This is a genomic window from Salmonella sp. JXY0409-18, assembly GCF_020268625.1.
In the GTDB taxonomy this organism is placed as follows: Bacteria; Pseudomonadota; Gammaproteobacteria; order Enterobacterales; family Enterobacteriaceae; genus Salmonella; species Salmonella enterica.
This window is the reverse complement of the sequence record NZ_CP084216.1, coordinates 1,380,502-1,397,755: the sequence shown is the minus strand read 5'-3', so window position 1 is coordinate 1,397,755 and position 17,254 is coordinate 1,380,502. Positions and strand designations below refer to the sequence as shown.

Below are 17,254 nucleotides of genomic sequence, written 5' to 3'. Positions count from 1 at the left end.
GCTTAACATTACAAGATTAGCACACTGATATAACTTTTCATTTTCATATTCAGTACAGTAAAAGTGTATTACAGATCACTAATTTTGAATCTCGTCACAGGTCCTTATTATAGTGTGTGTTGGATCTCGTTTTCTTTACGGCTGTTGCATAGAATGTGCACGAAAATTAAACCTGCCTCATATTTGGAGCAAATATGGACCGCGTCCTTCATTTTGTCCTGGCGCTTGCCGTTGTTGCGGTACTCGCACTGCTGGTTAGCAGTGACCGTAAAAAAATTCGCATTCGTTATGTCATTCAGTTACTTGTTATCGAAGTGCTACTGGCCTGGTTCTTCCTGAACTCTGATGTTGGCCTTGGCTTCGTAAAAGGTTTCTCCGAGATGTTTGAAAAACTGCTCGGATTTGCCAACGAAGGGACAAACTTCGTCTTCGGCAGTATGAACGATCAAGGTTTGGCGTTCTTCTTCCTGAAAGTATTGTGCCCGATTGTCTTTATTTCCGCGTTGATCGGTATTCTCCAGCATATCCGTGTTCTGCCAGTGGTCATCCGCGCTATTGGTTTCCTGCTGTCCAAAGTAAACGGTATGGGCAAACTGGAATCTTTTAACGCCGTCAGCTCGCTGATCCTCGGCCAGTCTGAGAACTTTATCGCTTATAAAGATATCCTCGGCAAAATGTCCCGTAACCGCATGTACACCATGGCTGCAACGGCGATGTCGACCGTTTCCATGTCTATTGTGGGCGCGTATATGACCATGCTGGACCCTAAATATGTGGTCGCAGCGCTGGTTCTGAACATGTTCAGCACCTTTATCGTACTGTCGCTGATCAACCCCTATACCGTTGATGCCAGCGAAGAAAATATTCAGATGTCGAACCTGCATGAAGGCCAAAGTTTCTTCGAAATGCTGGGCGAGTACATTCTGGCAGGTTTTAAAGTGGCGATTATCGTCGCGGCGATGCTGATCGGCTTCATCGCGCTGATCGCGGCCCTGAACGCCCTGTTCGCCACCGTGACCGGCTGGTTTGGTTACAGCATCTCCTTCCAGGGCATCCTGGGCTACATCTTCTACCCGGTTGCATGGGTAATGGGTGTGCCGTCCAGCGAAGCGCTGCAGGTGGGCAGTATCATGGCGACCAAACTGGTTTCCAACGAATTCGTGGCGATGATGGATCTGCAGAAAATTGCCGCCACTCTCTCTCCGCGTGCAGAAGGTATCCTGTCCGTCTTCCTGGTATCCTTCGCGAACTTCTCTTCCATCGGTATTATTGCGGGCGCGATTAAAGGCCTGAACGAAGAGCAAGGCAACGTGGTTTCCCGTTTTGGTCTGAAACTGGTTTACGGTTCTACGCTGGTGAGCGTACTGTCCGCCTCTATCGCGGCGCTGGTACTGTAAGTCTGCGTTTAATGTAAAAACCGGGGAGCTATCCCCGGTTTTTTTTATGCCGCTTATTTGCCTAACGGGCGCGGGCGGCCAATCAGATATCCCTGCAAACTGTGTACGCCAAGCTGCAATAGCAGATCGCGCTGCGCAGGCGTTTCAACAAACTCAGCCACGACGCTCAACGATTTCGCTTTCGCTAAATCAGTGATGGATTTCACGATCATCGCATCCAGGGAGTCCGTCAGAATATCTTTCACGAAACAGCCGTCGATTTTAATGATGTCCGCCTTGAGGCGTTTTAGCCGTTCATAGTTTGCATAGCCGGTGCCGAAATCATCAATGGCGATTTTTAGGCCAAACTTACGCAGCTGGTTGATATTGTGCATACTGATTTCGGAATGAGAGAAGGCCTGTTCTTCAGTAATTTCGATGATGACCGAAGCAGGCGGGACGCCATAGCGTTTAAAAAGCTGCATAATGCGCGACGCCGTCTCTTTTTGCAGCAGCGTCAGCGGCATCAAATTAACCGAGAAACGCGCCCCCTGCTCCGCCGAAGGATGCGCGGACAACCATTGCAGGAGCGCTTCCATCACCTGCATATCAAACCGTACGCTCAGGTTAAACTGGGCGATAAGCGGAATGAACTGATTGGGCATCATGATACCGTCGTCGCACCGAAGCCGCGTCAGAATCTCGTCATACCCTTTTCCCTGCGCGTCGCGAATGGGTTGCGCATACAAAACAAGCGCGCCGCGTTCCAGCGCCTGACGGATTTTCTGCAACCGCAGCACCCGTTCCGTCGTCTGACCGGAAGCGGCTTCAATACTCTGGGTTAGTGCAAGCACCCGACGGTGCGAGCAGGATTGCTCCGCCAGCCAGCTTAACTGCCCCAACAGCGGTTGCAAGGTTTCCTGGCGACCATCGAATGTTCCCCACGATGCGCCGTATTCCATGTCCAGACCGGTATTGTTCCAGTAAATTTTGCGGTTATTAAGCACATTAAGCATATATTGCAGGCGGGCTTCCGTCTCCGGTCCCGTCAATACCAGCAATAACTCACTGCCCGGCAGATGGAAAATTTTCTCCTTTTCCAGCAGCAGCGGCTGCAACACGCGAAACACCTCGCGTTCGCAATGCACGCGCATCTGCATACCGTAATGACGGCTCAGAAATTCCAGGTTTTCCATGCGTAAATAACACACGCTTTGCCCGGCATCCTGTAAAAGAAACTGCTCCAGCGCACGCAGGTTAGGCAGCTGCGTCAACGGATCGGTCAACGCCTGCGAGTGCCATTGTCGATTCAACCATTCGCTACGCTGATTAATCCGCGCCATGTACAACAAACAAATACTAAAAGAAATGAGAACTGAAAGGATAAATGCCAGCGAATATTCTGAGCCCACGCCCTGCAGAAAATTGCGGTTATAGCTAAGCAGGAATAGCGCAGTGAGAGCCCAACTAAAATTCAACAGCGGATAACTGATTTTCCCCACGCCGATGGTAAATCCAATGAACAGGACTGGCACCAGATAGCCAGCAATATACTTTGTCTCGAAAGGCGTACACAGCACCGCTAATAGCGTCGCCAGAGTGGCAAACCAGAGAAGCGTAAACAGGCGTTTTTCTTTGGCGAGATAAGGAGCGATATCCCTCCGCCAGAAAATACGAATATAGTGCGGGCTGACTATCATCCGCAGCGGATAATAGAAAAAGAGGGTAAAAATAAGCGCGGCAGAAATCAGACTCAATAAATCGACAATCGAGAAAATAGCGGTGCCGGTGCCAAAGAAGGTAGAGATTGTCACCGGGAAAGCCAGGTAGTGCCCCGCCAGATGCATACTGATTTTTATGCCAAACGGCGTCATTAACCCTAACCAGAAAACGCGTAGCCAGATGCCTTGGTTGGGTATTCCGTAGCGCCAGCGCGCGCCCAGCTGCCAGCGAACGATAGCGCAAACCAGCAACACGGGAAACGTCTGGCAAAATAGCAGCACCATCGCCTGTGGCAGAGGTAAATGAAAATTCCATTCATTAGTCAACATCATTCCGCCTACCATCGGCGCGACGCCACGGCGGCCAAATAAGAACAGCACGGAAAACATGACGCAGAGCGGTAGCCAGGCCAGAAAGATATAGCTGGAATCAATTGTGGCGCGGGGAGAAATGAGACGAGATAGCAGAATAGCCGGAACGGTCAGGCAGAAAGCCAGTAAAAATATTTTTATATTTTTTAATACGTTACACTTATCCGGCATTGCTTTAATGCTCACATCATTATATAAGGCGCATGAATAATAAGTATATTCGCATTATGAAGCAATCTAACAAAAGCTCATATTGACCGCAAAAGCAGCGGCAAACAAACGCACCTGAAGAACAGATCAGACGCCATGAATTTTGTGACAAAAAGCAAAAACCCCCGCTTTTCAGCGAGGGTTTGAATATTGGTGGAGCTAAGCGGGATCGAACCGCTGACCTCTTGCATGCCATGCAAGCGCTCTCCCAGCTGAGCTATAGCCCCATAGTGCTTTTACGTATACGCCAAATTTATCGGGAGTAAATTTGGTGGAGCTAAGCGGGATCGAACCGCTGACCTCTTGCATGCCATGCAAGCGCTCTCCCAGCTGAGCTATAGCCCCACTACGTAAAGCTTGTCGAGTTGACGGGCGGCATCATATGAATTCCCTCGGCATGTGTCAACGGCAAAATGAACTTGCCGAATTCAATCGCTGAAAAAGCATTCAAATAAAGGACATTGCGGCACAACTCGCATTCAGTAGTTAAACACGTCACGGTTTCGACTAAAATGGTGCTATAAAATGAACCACTAATTAACCCCACGACTATTCAGGGAATCGTTATGTTCAAGGAACGGATGACGCCAGAAGAACTCGCTAATCTCACCGGTTACAGCCGACAAACCATCAATAAATGGGTACGGAAAGAAGGCTGGGCAACATCGCCCAAACCTGGCGTCCAGGGCGGTAAAGCCCGTCTGGTTCATGTAAACGAACAGGTTCGTGAGTATATCCGCAGCGCTGAACGTTCAGTTGACCATCACGCAGACACATTCACGCCTGCCAGCAACGCATCGCTTGAAGCGCTGCTTATGACGCTCGCCAAAGAGATGACCTCATCCGAGCAGAAACAGTTTACCTCTCTCCTCGTGCGTGAAGGGATTACCGGTTTGTTACAACGCTTAGGGATACGCGATAGCAAATAATATGAAAAGATTACGCAGTAAAATGACCACTGAAGAGCTGGCTGAATGCCTCGGCGTGGCCAGACAAACCGTCAATCGCTGGATCAGAGAACAACACTGGAAAACCGAAAAATTTCCCGGCGTCAAAGGCGGACGCGCAAGACTCATCCATATTGATGCCAGCGTGCGGGAGTTTATTCTCAATATTCCGGCTTTTCGCAAACTGCCAGCGTTTTATCAGGCGGAAGAGGCTTTCGCAGAATATGCGAACGCGGCGCACAGTCACGCTTATCGACAAATTATTGATGCCGTTGAAAATATGTCTGCTCAGGAACAGGAAAAACTGGCGCTGTTTTTATCGCGGGAAGGTATTCGCGGATTTCTGACGCGTTTAGGTATCAATGAGGCGGACTAACAAATAATAAACGGCAGGCGTCTGCCCTGCCGTTTATTCTGTTTCAGCTGGCGTTACTGCTGGCTTTCACGCTCGGCGATAAAGCCCAGCGCTTTGTTGATGCGCTCAATGCTGCGGGTTTTGCCAATCGCATGTACGGTGACATCCAGCGCAGGCGACTGCCCGGCACCGGTCACAGCCACACGCAGCGGCATCCCTACTTTACCCATCCCCACTTCCAGCTCATCCGCCGTGGCCTGAATCGCGTGGTGGACGTTTTCTGCTGACCAGTCCGTAATCGCCGACAGCTTGTCGCGCACCACTTCCAGCGGCTGACGCGCCACCGGACGGAGGTGTTTTTTCGCCGCATCGGCGTCAAACTCGCTGAAGTCTTCATAGAAGTAGCGGCAGCTCTGCGCCATCTCTTTCAGAGTTTTGCAGCGCTCGCCCAGCAACTTCACCAGTTCAGCAAGCTGCGGGCCGTTACGGGTGTCGATATTTTCCTGCTCGATATGCCACTGCAAATGCGTCGCCACATATTCCGGCGCCAGCGTATTGATATAGTGGTGGTTCAGCCACAGCAGTTTATCGGTGTTGAACGCGCTCGCAGACTTGCTCACCGCACCGAGGGAGAACAGCTTGATCATCTCTTCGCGAGTGAAGATCTCCTGATCGCCGCTGGACCAGCCCAGACGCACCAGATAGTTCAGCAACGCTTCCGGCAGATAACCGTCATCGCGATACTGCATCACGCTCACCGCACCGTGACGTTTAGACAGCTTTTTACCATCGTCGCCGTTAATCATCGACACATGCGCGTACATCGGCACCGGCGCGTTTAACGCTTTCAGAATGTTAATCTGGCGCGGAGTATTGTTGATATGGTCTTCGCCACGAATCACATGGGTAATTTCCATATCCCAGTCGTCCACCACCACACAGAAGTTGTAGGTCGGCGAACCGTCGGTACGACGAATGATCAGATCGTCCAGCTCCTGATTGCTGAATTCGATCGGCCCACGGATCTGATCATCAAAAATAACGGAACCGTCCTGCGGGTTAGCAAAGCGCACCACGCATGGCTCATCGTCGGCATGATGTTCGTGACTGTGGCGGCAGCGCCCGTCATAACGCGGCTTCTCGCCTTTCGCCATCTGATCTTCACGCAGTTGCTCCAGACGCTCTTTAGAGCAGTAGCATTTATAGGCCGTTCCCGCCTCCAGCATCTCGTCAATCACCGCGTTATAGCGATCAAAACGTTTGGTCTGGAAATATGGGCCTTCGTCCCATTCCAGGTTCAGCCAGTTCATACCATCCATGATGGCTTCAATGGCTTCCGGCGTGGAACGCTCAAGATCGGTGTCTTCAATACGCAGCACGAACTCACCGCCGTGGTGACGTGCGAAAAGCCAGGAATAAAGAGCAGTACGCGCGCCGCCGACGTGCAGATAACCTGTCGGGCTAGGCGCGAAGCGAGTTTTGATTTTCATGAAATGGCCTTACGTTTATAAAGATGCCGACAACCGGCAAATCCTGGAAAGATGAATAGCCTTGTATTCTATCACTGTGGCTTGATTCCTCAATGTTGATCCGGTCAGAACGCTACGCTTTGCTATTTCCGTATAGAAATCATGCAGCGCGGAGTAATTCACGATCGTTTTGTTTAATTTTACGACGAACAAACAAAAACTTTAGAAAATGCGTTGACTCATTTTCAACTCTCCCTATAATGCGACTCCACACAGCGGGGGTGATTAGCTCAGCTGGGAGAGCACCTCCCTTACAAGGAGGGGGTCGGCGGTTCGATCCCGTCATCACCCACCAACTACTTTATGTAGTCTCCGCCGTGTAGATAAGAAATTGAGAAGTGGGTGATTAGCTCAGCTGGGAGAGCACCTCCCTTACAAGGAGGGGGTCGGCGGTTCGATCCCGTCATCACCCACCACTTTCTCGCCAGCTAAATTTCTTATTGTGAAGTACCGAAGTGGGTGATTAGCTCAGCTGGGAGAGCACCTCCCTTACAAGGAGGGGGTCGGCGGTTCGATCCCGTCATCACCCACCACTTCGGGTCGTTAGCTCAGTTGGTAGAGCAGTTGACTTTTAATCAATTGGTCGCAGGTTCGAATCCTGCACGACCCACCAATGTAAAAAAGCGCCCTAAAGGCGCTTTTTTTGCTATCTGCGATTTATAAGATTCGAACCTGCCGCAAGTTCGGGTCTTGCCTGATGCGCTGCGCTTATCAGGCCTACAGACGACACTGCACACGTAGGCCGGATAAGACGTTAGTCGCCATCCGGCGCAGACGACACCGCACGCGTAGGCCGGATAAGACGTTAGTCGCCATCCGGCGCAGACGACAACGCACACGTAGGCCGGATAAGACGTTAGTCGCCATCCGGCGCAGACGACACCGCACACGTAGGCCGGATAAGACGTTAGTCGCCATCCGGCGCAGACATCATACCGTCAACGCCGCCACCAGTTTCTCCAGTGCTGGCGTTGCCTGCTGCTGGTCATACACAATATACAAATCCGCCGGAATACGTTCCTCTAACGGACGGAACACCACACCCGGCCAGCTCATTTGCGCATAGCCATCAGCCATCAACGTAATCCCAATCCCCATACTGATCATCGCCAACACCGTTTGCGGCTCAACCACTTCCCGAATAATCATTGGCGAGAAACCCGCCTGTTGGCATACACGTTGTAAAAATCCCCAATCAGAATGCACGGAAGGCAGCGTGACAAAATATTCATTGCGCAACGCCGCCAGCGGCACAGAATCTCTGGATGCCAGATCGTGATCTTCCGGAACTGCAACCATGAATGCAGATTCATGCAAACGTATGCTGGTAAAACCGACTGCCGGTTCGATAGCCATACGCCAGATCCCTGCATCAAGCTCCCGACGCTCTAACAACGCCATTTGCATACCTGGAGACTTTTCGCGAAAAAGTACTTCAACATTGGGGTTTGCTTTCAAAAAGTGACGCATCGCAGGGCGCATTCTTCCCCACAGCGCCGTACCAACCACACCCAGTTCAATGCGCCCCGCTTCACCGCGACCAATCTGCTCCACTCGCGCCAGCGCCTGATTTGCATTGGCTAACAAGCGACGTGACTCCTCCATTAAAACTTTCCCGGCATGGGTTAATGCAACGCTGCGGGAATGACGAATAAACAACAATGTACCCAGTTGCTGTTCAAGTTCTTTGATATGGATACTCAAGGGAGGTTGTGACATATTTAACCGGGCAGCAGCCCGGCCAAAATGCAATTCTTCTGCAACAGCGAGGAAATAACGTAATAGCTTTAGATCAATACGATGGGCTCGTTCCATCACTATCGCACTCCAGCAATAAGGGATAACGTCTGGAATTTACCATATTACCTAGTAAAAAATAGATTTAACGACAAGATACCCAATATACATAAATACAATAGATAACACCCCGGGTAAAACATTTGGTGCAGGAATAGGTATTCGGCATAAAGTAAAAAATGCGCCAATACCAAATCCAATACCGGAGGAGAGAATAATTTCTTTCATGCTGTGTCCTTGTTCATAAAAATGGACTGGCGAACATCCTCTCGCCAGTCAAATAAAATTAATGTGCTAATGATTTGGTCGACAGTTTTTCTGGATGGTGCTGATATTTAAAGAACAATGCAAAAATAACGGCCAATGCCAGAGCGTAGGCGGCAAAGACCAGCCAGATGGTTTGCCAATCTTTTACACCATCAATAGAAAAATAATCCACGGCCATACCACTTAAAAGAGACCCAATCCACGCCCCCACGCCGTTAACCATGGTCATAAACAGCCCCTGCGCGCTGGCGCGAATACTTGAGTCCACTTCCTGCTCTACAAATACCGGCCCTGAGATGTTGAAGAAATCAAATGCGCAGCCATAAACAATCATCGACAGCAGCAATAGCACAAAGCCAAACGGGGATGGATCGCCAAAGGCAAAGAAGCCGAAACGCAGCGTCCATGCCAGCATGCTCATCAGCATTACCGTTTTAATACCAAAGCGTTTAAGGAAGAACGGAATGATGAGGATAAAGCCCACTTCCGCCATCTGCGAAACTGAAAGCAAGATAGAGGGATACTTCACCACAAAACTATCGGCAAACTCAGGATTTCGGGCAAAATCATGCAGGAACGGATTACCGAAGACATTGGTAATTTGCAGCACCGCCCCCAACATCATCGCAAACAAAAAGAAGATTGCCATGCGTGGATTTTTAAACAGAACAAAAGCATCCAGTCCGAGCTTACTGGCAAGCGTGGTGTTCGCCTTCTTCTCGGCTACCGGAATTTTCGGTAACGTCAGTGCATACAGGGCCAGCAATAACGATGCGCCAGAAGCGATGTATAATTGCGCACTGCTCAGTTCCAGCCCCATCAGGCTCACCGTCCACATCGCAACAATAAAACCTATTGTGCCGAAAACGCGCACAGGCGGAAATGACGTTACCGGATCCTGACCTGCTTTCGCCAGACAGGAGTACGAAACGCTATTGGATAATGCAATCGTTGGCATATACGCCATCGCATTAACCAACATCACCCAGAACATCGTCTGGGGATCGGTAACGGTGGTGGCGTACAATAACGCCCCCGCGCAAACCAGATGGCAAAGCATATAGGCTCGTTCAGCGCGCAGCCATTTATCAGCAATGATCCCCATAATGCCCGGCATGATAATCGCTGCCAGTCCTTTTGAGCTGTAGACCATACCGACATTCGCGCCGGTAAAATCCAGTGTATTGATCATGTAAGAGCCCAGGGTAACCAGCCAGCTCCCCCAGATAAAATATTGCAAGAACGACATGACTTTTAAGCGGGACGTAATACCCATTTTTTATTCCTTGCCGTGAGATAAAGCCCCAATACGGGGCCGTAGTCATTGTGTTTAGTCCAGCTTACGTAAAAAGCCGCAAATCAGATTTATAAAGTTCTGCCGAGAAAGTTCAGCCGCAGCCAGTGTTTGCGCATGGGAGAGTTTTACATCGCCCAGCCCTTCCGCCAGATTGGTGATCGCTGAGACAGCAACAACTTTGAGACCACAATGACGTGCGCTAATCACCTCAGGGACAACGGACATTCCGACCACATCGCCGCCAATAATCTGCATCATGCGGATTTCTGCCGCCGTTTCGAAGTTCGGACCCGGATAAGAAACAAATACGCCTTCAGTGAGGGGGAATCCCTCCTCTGCCGCAACGGACTGAAGCATGGCGCGATAATCTGCGTCATAAGCATTAGCCAGCGAGAAGAAGCGATCGCCATAACGATCATCGTTTGGCCCCACCATCGGCGTACCGGGCATCGTATTAATGTGATCGCTAAGCGCAACCAGGCTACCCGGCCCCACTTCCGGACGCAGAGATCCTGCCGCATTGGTGCAGAACAACACTTCACAGCCCAGTAATTTCAACGTGCGAATGGCATCGGTCATCACCGCCATTCCACGCCCTTCATAAAAATGCCCGCGGCCTTTCATACAGGCCACCGGAATACCCGCCAGATGGCCGAGCACCAGTTCACCAGCATGGCCGTGTACGGTGCTGACGGGAAATCCCGGCAATTTCTCGTAAGAAATGGCTACCGCATCTTCGATTTGGTCCGCCAGAGCACCCAACCCGGAGCCTAAAATAAACGCGACTCGCGGGGTAAATGCCGGTTTATGTGCATGAATAATATCAACACAATACTCAGGATTATGAGAAAAAAGAGCGTGAGGCATAAGTTTCCTTGTTCTATCGGATTTAATTTGACTCCTTTTTATAACGACCATCGCCCCTTGCTGACCAATACACTTTTCACGTGTCATCAATAGCCATTTAATATCGATAGATTTAGATCGCTTCTGTATTAATACAGAGGGAAAACAGTATTGGTTTTTGCTTGCACTTCATATTAACAATATGCCGCTTTCATATTTATAAACTGCCTCTTTTTAATTAACCCATTAATAATTATCGGCATAGGGAAATATGCTATGAAAAAAATTCTTACTCTGACGCTTTCTTCTTTGCTCATTATTCCCACACTCACCCATGCGGAATTTAAAGGCGGGTTCGCCGATATCGGCCTCCATTACCTCGACTGGACATCAGACACCACGGAAAAAACCAGTAAAAAATCTCATAAAGATGATTTTGGGTACCTGGAACTGGAAGGCGGAGCGAATTTTAGCTGGGGAGAAATGTACGTTTTTTTCGACTGGGAAAATTTTTACAATGGCCGCCACGCTAAACCCGGCAGCGAACAGCGTTACACCTTTAAAAATACTAACCGTATTTATCTGGGCGATACAGGATTAAACCTCTATCTCCATGCCTACGGGACGTACGGTTCACCTCATCGCGCTAATTTCCATGATGACATGTTTCTCTATGGTTTAGGCTATAACTTCGCAGGTAACGGTTACTGGTTTAAACCCTTCTTTGCCAAACGTTATACCGATCAGACCTACTACACAGGCGATAATGGTTATGTATTAGGTTGGGTGGCCGGCTATAGCTTCTCGTTGGGTAGTGAGAAATTCAGCGTAACGAACTGGAATGAGTATGAGTTTGACCGCGATGCGTCCTACGCTGCGGGCAATGGCGGGAAAGATGGCATTAATGGCGCAGTAGCGCTGTGGTGGAATGCGACTCCTCACCTGACCGCAGGAGTACAATATCGTTACGCTGATAATAAGTTAGGAGAATCCTTCCTGCAGGATGGCATTATTTATTCCATCAAATACCTGTTTTAATGCACTGCCCTGTCAAAAATGGCAGGGCAAGACCGCACCTCACGCACGGACAGATAGATATTTATAGCTGATACAGTGGATCTTTCGCCCTCGCGGCGGTTAATTCGCTGGCCTGGGTGCGTACTACATCCCATAACGCCTGCGCCGCGGTGGATAAAGAACGGTTTTTTCGCCGCGCCAGCATGAGCTGCCTTTCAACTACGGGCGTCAGCCGTTTAACCTGTAAGTGGCTGCCCTGCGGGAGCGGTAACGCCAGCGCGGGCAGTACGCTGATGCCGATTCCCGCTTCCACCATTGGAAAAAGCGTGGCCGGGTGACCAATCTCCTGAACAATATTGGCATCAATCGAAAAGTGGGCCAGCGCCGCATCAATCAGCGGTCGACTGCCGGAAGCATAATCCTGTAAGACCAGCGACGCCTGTTTAAGATCCTGCCAGCTTACCCATTCCTGATGCGCCAGCGGATGATCCTGGCGACACAACAGTAAAAAAGGCTCTGATAAGATGGCTTCACACTGTAAATCCACCGCTGCGCCAGGATCGATAACGATGCCAAAATCCACTTCTCCCTGACGGATACTCTCCAGCACCCACTGCTGCGGACGATCGTGCAATACAAAATCAATAGCGGGATAAAGTGAATTACTTTGGGCAATGCATTGCGGAATAAGATGCGCAGAAATGGTTTGGCTCGCGGCAACGCGCACGGTGCCGGTTAATTGTGTCCCTACTCTGCCTGCATCGCGCAGTATGCTGTTCAGTTCATCAAGCACCCGCTCCAGACGCGTCGCCAGTTGTTGCCCCGCCTCGGTCAGCACCACCTCACGCGTGGTGCGATCCAGCAGTCTGACGCCGGTTTGCCGCTCCAGCTCTTTTACGCTATGACTGACCGCAGACTGGCTCAGTCCAATCCTGTCCCCTGCCCGGCTAAAACTTTTGGTCTGGGCGACGGTAATAAAAATACGCAGTTGACGCAGTGAATAGTTCATCGACTAAATTCATATATAGATGCAATAAATCAATTTTATTTCTCAAAGCGAAAAACGCAAAATAGCTGCACCGACTTTCAGGAGTTTTTATGAAACTTTTTCGTATCCTTGACCCTTTCACGCTGACACTTATCACCGTGGTACTACTGGCCTCTTTTTTCCCGGCGGAAGGCGGCTTTGTGCCTGTCGTTGAAGGTATTACGACAGCGGCTATCGCTCTGCTGTTTTTTATGCATGGCGCGAAGCTTTCACGTGAAGCGATCATCGCTGGCGGCAGCCACTGGCGGTTGCACCTGTGGGTCATGTGCAGCACTTTTGTGCTCTTTCCTGTCCTCGGCGTACTGTTTGCCTGGTGGGCGCCTGTCAATGTCGACCCTATGCTCTACAGCGGCTTTCTGTATCTGTGTATTTTGCCCGCCACCGTGCAGTCTGCGATTGCGTTTACTTCACTCGCGGGCGGTAACGTCGCGGCCGCGGTGTGCTCAGCGTCTGCGTCCAGTCTGCTGGGCATTTTCCTGTCGCCGCTGCTGGTCGGTCTGGTAATGAATATTCATGGCGCGCAGGGCAGTCTGGAAGAGGTGGGCAAAATTATGCTGCAACTGCTGCTGCCTTTTGTGCTGGGACACCTGTCTCGCCCGTGGATCGGCAACTGGGTCGCGCGCAACAAAAAGTGGATCGCGAAAACGGATCAGACCTCTATTCTGCTGGTGGTCTACTCGGCGTTCAGCGAAGCGGTGGTCAACGGCATCTGGCACAAAGTCGGCTGGGGATCGCTGCTGTTTATCGTCGTGGTCAGCCTCATACTGTTGGCGATCGTCATCGCTATTAACGTCTTTGTCGCCCGTAAATGCGGCTTCAATAAAGCCGACGAAATCACTATTGTTTTCTGCGGTTCGAAAAAAAGCCTGGCCAACGGGATCCCGATGGCCAATATTCTTTTTCCGACGTCAGTGCTGGGTATGATGGTATTACCGCTGATGATCTTCCACCAGATCCAACTGATGGTCTGCGCAGGGCTGGCGCGGCGCTACAAACGCCAGACCGAGAAGTTACAGGCGCAGCAGGAAAGCCGCGCCGCGAAAGCTTAAAGCGGGCGTTTCAGGGGCTGTACCAGTTGCGTCAGCCCCTCGGTTTTAATCAGCAGAGTGATTTGCATCAACTCCCCCAGTTTACCCGCCGGAAATTGATCTTTACGGGCAAACCACAGCAAATACTCTTCCGGAAGGTCGATCAATCGACGTCCCTGATATTTGCCGAACGGCATCACGGTGTTGGCGATTTCAACCAGCTGCTCTTTTTCCATCTCAGGCATCCAGTAAGCGGATCATTTCCGCTTCATCAATCACGGTAATACCCAGTTCCTGCGCTTTGGTCAGTTTGGAACCCGCCGCTTCACCGGCAATCACCAGATCGGTTTTCTTCGATACGCTGCCTGCCACTTTCGCGCCCAGCGCCACTAAACGCGCTTTAGCGTCATCGCGGGACATCTGGCTCAGGCTACCGGTTAGTACCACGGTTTTACCGGCAAACGGGCTATCGATCTCTTGCACATTAATGACTACCGGCGCGGGCCAGTGAACCCCTTCCGCCAGTAGCTGCCCAATCACGTCACGATTACTCTCTTCGGCAAAAAAGTTAAAGACGTGCGTAGCGACAACAATCCCCACGTCAGGCACTTTCTGCAACTCGTCAATGGTGGCGGCCTGCAGCGCCTCCAACGTGCCGAAATAAGCCGCCAGCCCCGCCGCCGTCGCCTCACCCACTTCACGGATGCCCAGCGCATAGAGAAAACGCGCAAAGGTCGTCGCTTTGGCTTTTTCCAGCGCGTTTACAACATTTTGCGCGGACTTTGGCCCCATTCGGTCCAGGCCGGTCAGTTTACCCGCCGTCAGACGGAACAGATCCGCTGGCGTATGGACATACTCCCTTTCCACCAGTTGGTCGATGATCTTATCGCCCATCCCGTCTACATCCATCGCCCGGCGCGACACAAAATGTTTCAGCGACTCTTTACGCTGCGCGCCGCAAATCAGCCCGCCGGTACAACGGGTAACGGCTTCGCCTTCAACGCGCTCTACGTCCGATCCGCACACCGGACAGTGCGTTGGAAACACAATCGGACGCGTCTCTTCAGGGCGTTCGGACAGAACCACGTTGACCACCTGAGGGATCACATCGCCTGCCCGACGGATAACCACCTTATCGCCAATACGCAAGCCAAGCCGTTCAATTTCATCGGCATTATGCAACGTGGCATTGCTGACCAGCACACCAGCCACCTGAACTGGTTCCAGACGCGCCACCGGCGTAATCGCCCCGGTGCGCCCGACCTGAAACTCAACATCGCGCACAAAAGTCATCTGCTCCTGAGCAGGGAATTTAAACGCCACCGCCCAGCGCGGCGCGCGGGCCACAAAGCCCAGCTGTTCCTGCAAAGCCAGCGAGTTGACCTTAATCACCACGCCGTCGATATCAAAACCGAGCGTGGGGCGATCTTTTTCGACGTTGTGATAAAAATCCAGTACCGCCTGGGGAGAATCGCACAGCGTCACGCGATCGCTGACCGGTAGCCCCCACGCTTTAAATTGCAGCAAACGTCCCAGATGCGTATCCGGCAACTCGCCGCCTTCCAGAATACCGACGCCGTAGCAGAAAAATGTTAGTGGTCGCTTCGCCGTAATACGCGGATCGAGCTGACGCAGCGAGCCCGCCGCCGCGTTACGCGGGTTAGCAAACACTTTGCCGCCAGTACGGCGCGCGTCTTCATTGATCTTTTCGAACCCGGCCTGCGGTAAAAATACCTCTCCGCGAACTTCAAGACGCGCCGGAATGTTATCGCCATGCAGCTTTAAAGGAATGGCACGAATCGTGCGCACGTTTGAAGTGATATCTTCACCGGTGGTGCCGTCGCCACGCGTCGCAGCGCTCACCAGCACGCCGTTTTCATACAGAATGCTGACCGCCAGGCCATCCAGTTTTAGCTCGCAGCACCAGATGACATTTTCCGTGCTTTTTAGACGATCCTGCACTCGCTTGTTAAACGCCAGGAAGCTTTCTTCATCAAATACGTTATCGAGCGACAGCATCGGTACTTCATGGCGAATCTGGTTGAATGCCGTCAGCGGCGCCGCGCCAACGCGCTGCGTGGGCGAATCCGGCGTGATAAGGTCCGGACGTTGCGCCTCCAGCTCTCGCAGTTCCCGCATCAGGCGGTCATATTCGGCGTCGGGAATCTCCGGCGCATCCATCACATGATACAGATATTCATGATGGCGAAGCGTGGTTCGCAGTTCTGTCAGTTGTTGTTCGATTGGTTCCATATCACACCATCAATGATAAAAAACCCCCGACAGGCGGGGGTTACGTTAAAAATGTCACACCTGCGTTAACCTCAGGCGTTAGCGTCCATCACCTCGCGGATGCGGTCCTGATATTCGCGCAGTTTCTGCGGCGTCATCATCCGACGCTGGTCATCCAGCACAACGCCGCCGACCTCATCAGCGATATGCTGCGCGGATTGCAGCATCAGCTTGAAGTTCTGCAGCGCATCGCCGTAAGACGGAACCTGCATAAAGATAGTGACGCCAGGCGTAGTGAAGTCCGTCATTTCAGGATCAAACGTTCCCGGATTGACCATATTCGCGAGACTGAACAAGGCCGGGCCGCTGCCGTCCGGGCTCAAATGACGATGGAAAATATTCATATCGCCAAATTTAAAGCCTGACTGCTGAATACTGTTCAGTAACACTTCACCATTAAGCTCGCTGCCATGATGGGCCGCGACGTTCATAATGATGACCGCCTCTTTACGCTGCGGTTTTTCCACAACCGGCGCTTCTTCCACTACCGGTTCTGCCTCAACCACAGGTTCCGCAGGCTGGAAGGTTTGCGCTGATGGCGGCGGCGCGGGCTGCGCAACAGGCTGCGGCGTTTGCGACGGCGGTGCAGGCTGCTGTTGCGGCGGCTGTACCGGCGGCGCAGATGGCTGAACCTGCTGAGGCTGCGGCGCAGGTTGGACCGGTTGCTGAACCGGCTGTTGCATCGGCGCTTGCGGCTGCGGCGGCGCCGCTGGACGCGGTTGCGCAGACGCATAAGGCGGCTGGTACTGGTGTTGCGGCGACTGACGAGGGGCATCATGCTCCTGCGGCTGGCCGGGGGCATGATTTACGCGGTGAACACGAACTTCACCCACGCCTTCGTCTTCTTCAACATCGTCGTCATACGAGTCGTCGTCGCGTTTCGATTTCATGCGTTTTAGTGGACGATCGCGGAACATAGAAGATCGTTCTTTACGGCTGGTCCAGAAACCATGTACCAGTAAAGCGATTATGGCGATCGCGCCAACAATGATTAATATCAGACGCAAATCCTGCATCATTATATTCTCTGTTGTTCTAACACCTTGCCACCACGGCAAACATTTACTCACTAAGAGTATTTGCCGATTACGTCAAGTGCAAGTGTACTGTTGGCTTTCGCAGCATAAAGATGAAGGAAAATGTACTTTTTGC

General features: G+C 51.5%; 15 protein-coding genes and 6 tRNA genes. 9 read left to right on the top strand and 12 right to left on the bottom strand.

Features of this window, described 5'->3' with window-relative positions:
* Positions 1-194 precede the first annotated feature (194 nt).
* A complete protein-coding gene (nupC, locus tag LDB27_RS06570; RefSeq protein ID WP_000376342.1) occupies positions 195-1,397 on the top strand; it encodes a nucleoside permease NupC in 1,203 nt (400 codons plus the stop codon).
* Between the two features lie 53 nt (positions 1,398-1,450).
* On the opposite strand, the gene LDB27_RS06565 is transcribed toward nupC, so the two are convergent.
* The 3 genes from LDB27_RS06565 to LDB27_RS06555 all read right to left on the bottom strand — a co-directional run bounded on the left by LDB27_RS06565 (position 1,451) and on the right by LDB27_RS06555 (position 4,024).
* Entirely contained in the window at positions 1,451-3,640 is a 2,190-nt protein-coding gene (locus LDB27_RS06565; RefSeq protein ID WP_001112936.1) for a sensor domain-containing phosphodiesterase, read from the bottom strand.
* A 190-nt stretch (positions 3,641-3,830) separates the two neighbouring features.
* Positions 3,831-3,906, bottom strand: a tRNA-Ala gene (locus LDB27_RS06560).
* 42 nt (positions 3,907-3,948) lie between these two features.
* Positions 3,949-4,024, bottom strand: a tRNA-Ala gene (locus tag LDB27_RS06555).
* 221 nt (positions 4,025-4,245) lie between these two features.
* Here LDB27_RS06555 and LDB27_RS06550 point away from each other — a divergent pair.
* Together LDB27_RS06550 and LDB27_RS06545 are read left to right on the top strand one after the other, a co-directional pair.
* Positions 4,246-4,608, top strand: coding sequence for a MerR family transcriptional regulator (locus LDB27_RS06550; RefSeq protein ID WP_000472034.1), 363 nt, complete (start codon positions 4,246-4,248; stop codon positions 4,606-4,608).
* A gap of 1 nt (position 4,609) precedes the next feature.
* A complete protein-coding gene (locus LDB27_RS06545; RefSeq protein WP_000826514.1) occupies positions 4,610-5,002 on the top strand; it encodes a MerR family transcriptional regulator in 393 nt (130 codons plus the stop codon).
* Positions 5,003-5,055: 53 nt separating this feature from the next.
* Here the strand turns inward: LDB27_RS06545 and gltX are convergent, their stop codons facing one another.
* Positions 5,056-6,471 (bottom strand): glutamate--tRNA ligase, encoded by a 1,416-nt coding sequence (gene gltX / locus LDB27_RS06540; RefSeq protein ID WP_000695623.1) that lies wholly within the window; start codon positions 6,469-6,471, stop codon positions 5,056-5,058.
* A gap of 258 nt (positions 6,472-6,729) precedes the next feature.
* Here gltX and LDB27_RS06535 point away from each other — a divergent pair.
* The 4 genes from LDB27_RS06535 to LDB27_RS06520 all read left to right on the top strand — a co-directional run bounded on the left by LDB27_RS06535 (position 6,730) and on the right by LDB27_RS06520 (position 7,123).
* Positions 6,730-6,805: transfer RNA gene (locus LDB27_RS06535), tRNA-Val, on the top strand.
* Positions 6,806-6,850: 45 nt separating this feature from the next.
* Positions 6,851-6,926, top strand: a tRNA-Val gene (locus LDB27_RS06530).
* 41 nt (positions 6,927-6,967) lie between these two features.
* A tRNA-Val gene (locus LDB27_RS06525) sits at positions 6,968-7,043 on the top strand.
* Positions 7,044-7,047: 4 nt separating this feature from the next.
* Positions 7,048-7,123: transfer RNA gene (locus LDB27_RS06520), tRNA-Lys, on the top strand.
* Positions 7,124-7,440: 317 nt separating this feature from the next.
* Here LDB27_RS06520 and LDB27_RS06515 read toward each other — a convergent pair.
* From LDB27_RS06515 to xapA, 4 genes are read right to left on the bottom strand one after another with little or no spacing between them, the layout of a single operon-like run.
* Positions 7,441-8,325, bottom strand: a complete 885-nt coding sequence (locus LDB27_RS06515; RefSeq protein ID WP_000438884.1) for a LysR family transcriptional regulator — start codon at positions 8,323-8,325, stop codon at positions 7,441-7,443.
* 51 nt (positions 8,326-8,376) lie between these two features.
* The gene (locus LDB27_RS06510; RefSeq protein WP_000658727.1) at positions 8,377-8,535 is read right to left on the bottom strand and encodes a XapX domain-containing protein; all 159 of its coding nucleotides are present in this window, start codon (positions 8,533-8,535) and stop codon (positions 8,377-8,379) included.
* A gap of 58 nt (positions 8,536-8,593) precedes the next feature.
* Complete coding sequence (locus tag LDB27_RS06505) at positions 8,594-9,850, bottom strand: nucleoside permease (RefSeq protein WP_000513239.1); 1,257 nt, start codon at positions 9,848-9,850, stop codon at positions 8,594-8,596.
* 54 nt (positions 9,851-9,904) lie between these two features.
* A complete protein-coding gene (gene xapA, locus LDB27_RS06500) occupies positions 9,905-10,738 on the bottom strand; it encodes a xanthosine phosphorylase (RefSeq protein ID WP_001119754.1) in 834 nt (277 codons plus the stop codon).
* A 255-nt stretch (positions 10,739-10,993) separates the two neighbouring features.
* Between xapA and LDB27_RS06495 the strand changes: the two genes are divergently transcribed.
* Positions 10,994-11,755: an outer membrane protein OmpK gene (locus tag LDB27_RS06495; RefSeq protein ID WP_000722939.1), complete on the top strand. Its 762-nt coding sequence runs from the start codon at positions 10,994-10,996 to the stop codon at positions 11,753-11,755.
* Positions 11,756-11,816: 61 nt separating this feature from the next.
* Here the strand turns inward: LDB27_RS06495 and LDB27_RS06490 are convergent, their stop codons facing one another.
* Complete coding sequence (locus LDB27_RS06490) at positions 11,817-12,743, bottom strand: LysR family transcriptional regulator (RefSeq protein WP_001109838.1); 927 nt, start codon at positions 12,741-12,743, stop codon at positions 11,817-11,819.
* Positions 12,744-12,832: 89 nt separating this feature from the next.
* On the opposite strand from LDB27_RS06490, the gene LDB27_RS06485 reads away from it, so the two are divergent.
* Positions 12,833-13,831, top strand: a complete 999-nt coding sequence (locus tag LDB27_RS06485) for a bile acid:sodium symporter family protein (RefSeq protein ID WP_000765569.1) — start codon at positions 12,833-12,835, stop codon at positions 13,829-13,831.
* Here the strand turns inward: LDB27_RS06485 and LDB27_RS06480 are convergent.
* From LDB27_RS06480 to zipA, 3 genes are all read right to left on the bottom strand, one after another.
* Positions 13,828-14,046, bottom strand: coding sequence for a DUF3820 family protein (locus tag LDB27_RS06480; protein ID WP_001519708.1), 219 nt, complete (start codon positions 14,044-14,046; stop codon positions 13,828-13,830). The genes LDB27_RS06485 and LDB27_RS06480 overlap by 4 nt on opposite strands.
* A 1-nt stretch (position 14,047) precedes the next feature.
* Positions 14,048-16,063: an NAD-dependent DNA ligase LigA gene (gene ligA / locus LDB27_RS06475; RefSeq protein WP_000433269.1), complete on the bottom strand. Its 2,016-nt coding sequence runs from the start codon at positions 16,061-16,063 to the stop codon at positions 14,048-14,050.
* 71 nt (positions 16,064-16,134) lie between these two features.
* Entirely contained in the window at positions 16,135-17,121 is a 987-nt protein-coding gene (gene zipA, locus LDB27_RS06470; RefSeq protein ID WP_000983115.1) for a cell division protein ZipA, read from the bottom strand.
* Between the last annotated feature and the right edge of the window lie 133 nt (positions 17,122-17,254).

Excerpts from the sequence above, each read along its gene's own strand:
- nupC (WP_000376342.1), top strand. The coding sequence starts at position 195 with ATGGACCGCGTCCTTCATTTTGTCCTGGCGCTTGCCGTTGTTGCGGTA.
- LDB27_RS06565 (WP_001112936.1), bottom strand. The coding sequence starts at position 3,640 with ATGCCGGATAAGTGTAACGTATTAAAAAATATAAAAATATTTTTACTG.
- LDB27_RS06550 (WP_000472034.1), top strand. The coding sequence starts at position 4,246 with ATGTTCAAGGAACGGATGACGCCAGAAGAACTCGCTAATCTCACCGGT.
- LDB27_RS06545 (WP_000826514.1), top strand. The coding sequence starts at position 4,610 with ATGAAAAGATTACGCAGTAAAATGACCACTGAAGAGCTGGCTGAATGC.
- gltX (WP_000695623.1), bottom strand. The coding sequence starts at position 6,471 with ATGAAAATCAAAACTCGCTTCGCGCCTAGCCCGACAGGTTATCTGCAC.
- LDB27_RS06515 (WP_000438884.1), bottom strand. The coding sequence starts at position 8,325 with ATGGAACGAGCCCATCGTATTGATCTAAAGCTATTACGTTATTTCCTC.
- LDB27_RS06510 (WP_000658727.1), bottom strand. The coding sequence starts at position 8,535 with ATGAAAGAAATTATTCTCTCCTCCGGTATTGGATTTGGTATTGGCGCA.
- LDB27_RS06505 (WP_000513239.1), bottom strand. The coding sequence starts at position 9,850 with ATGGGTATTACGTCCCGCTTAAAAGTCATGTCGTTCTTGCAATATTTT.
- xapA (WP_001119754.1), bottom strand. The coding sequence starts at position 10,738 with ATGCCTCACGCTCTTTTTTCTCATAATCCTGAGTATTGTGTTGATATT.
- LDB27_RS06495 (WP_000722939.1), top strand. The coding sequence starts at position 10,994 with ATGAAAAAAATTCTTACTCTGACGCTTTCTTCTTTGCTCATTATTCCC.
- LDB27_RS06490 (WP_001109838.1), bottom strand. The coding sequence starts at position 12,743 with ATGAACTATTCACTGCGTCAACTGCGTATTTTTATTACCGTCGCCCAG.
- LDB27_RS06485 (WP_000765569.1), top strand. The coding sequence starts at position 12,833 with ATGAAACTTTTTCGTATCCTTGACCCTTTCACGCTGACACTTATCACC.
- LDB27_RS06480 (WP_001519708.1), bottom strand. The coding sequence starts at position 14,046 with ATGGAAAAAGAGCAGCTGGTTGAAATCGCCAACACCGTGATGCCGTTC.
- ligA (WP_000433269.1), bottom strand. The coding sequence starts at position 16,063 with ATGGAACCAATCGAACAACAACTGACAGAACTGCGAACCACGCTTCGC.
- zipA (WP_000983115.1), bottom strand. The coding sequence starts at position 17,121 with ATGATGCAGGATTTGCGTCTGATATTAATCATTGTTGGCGCGATCGCC.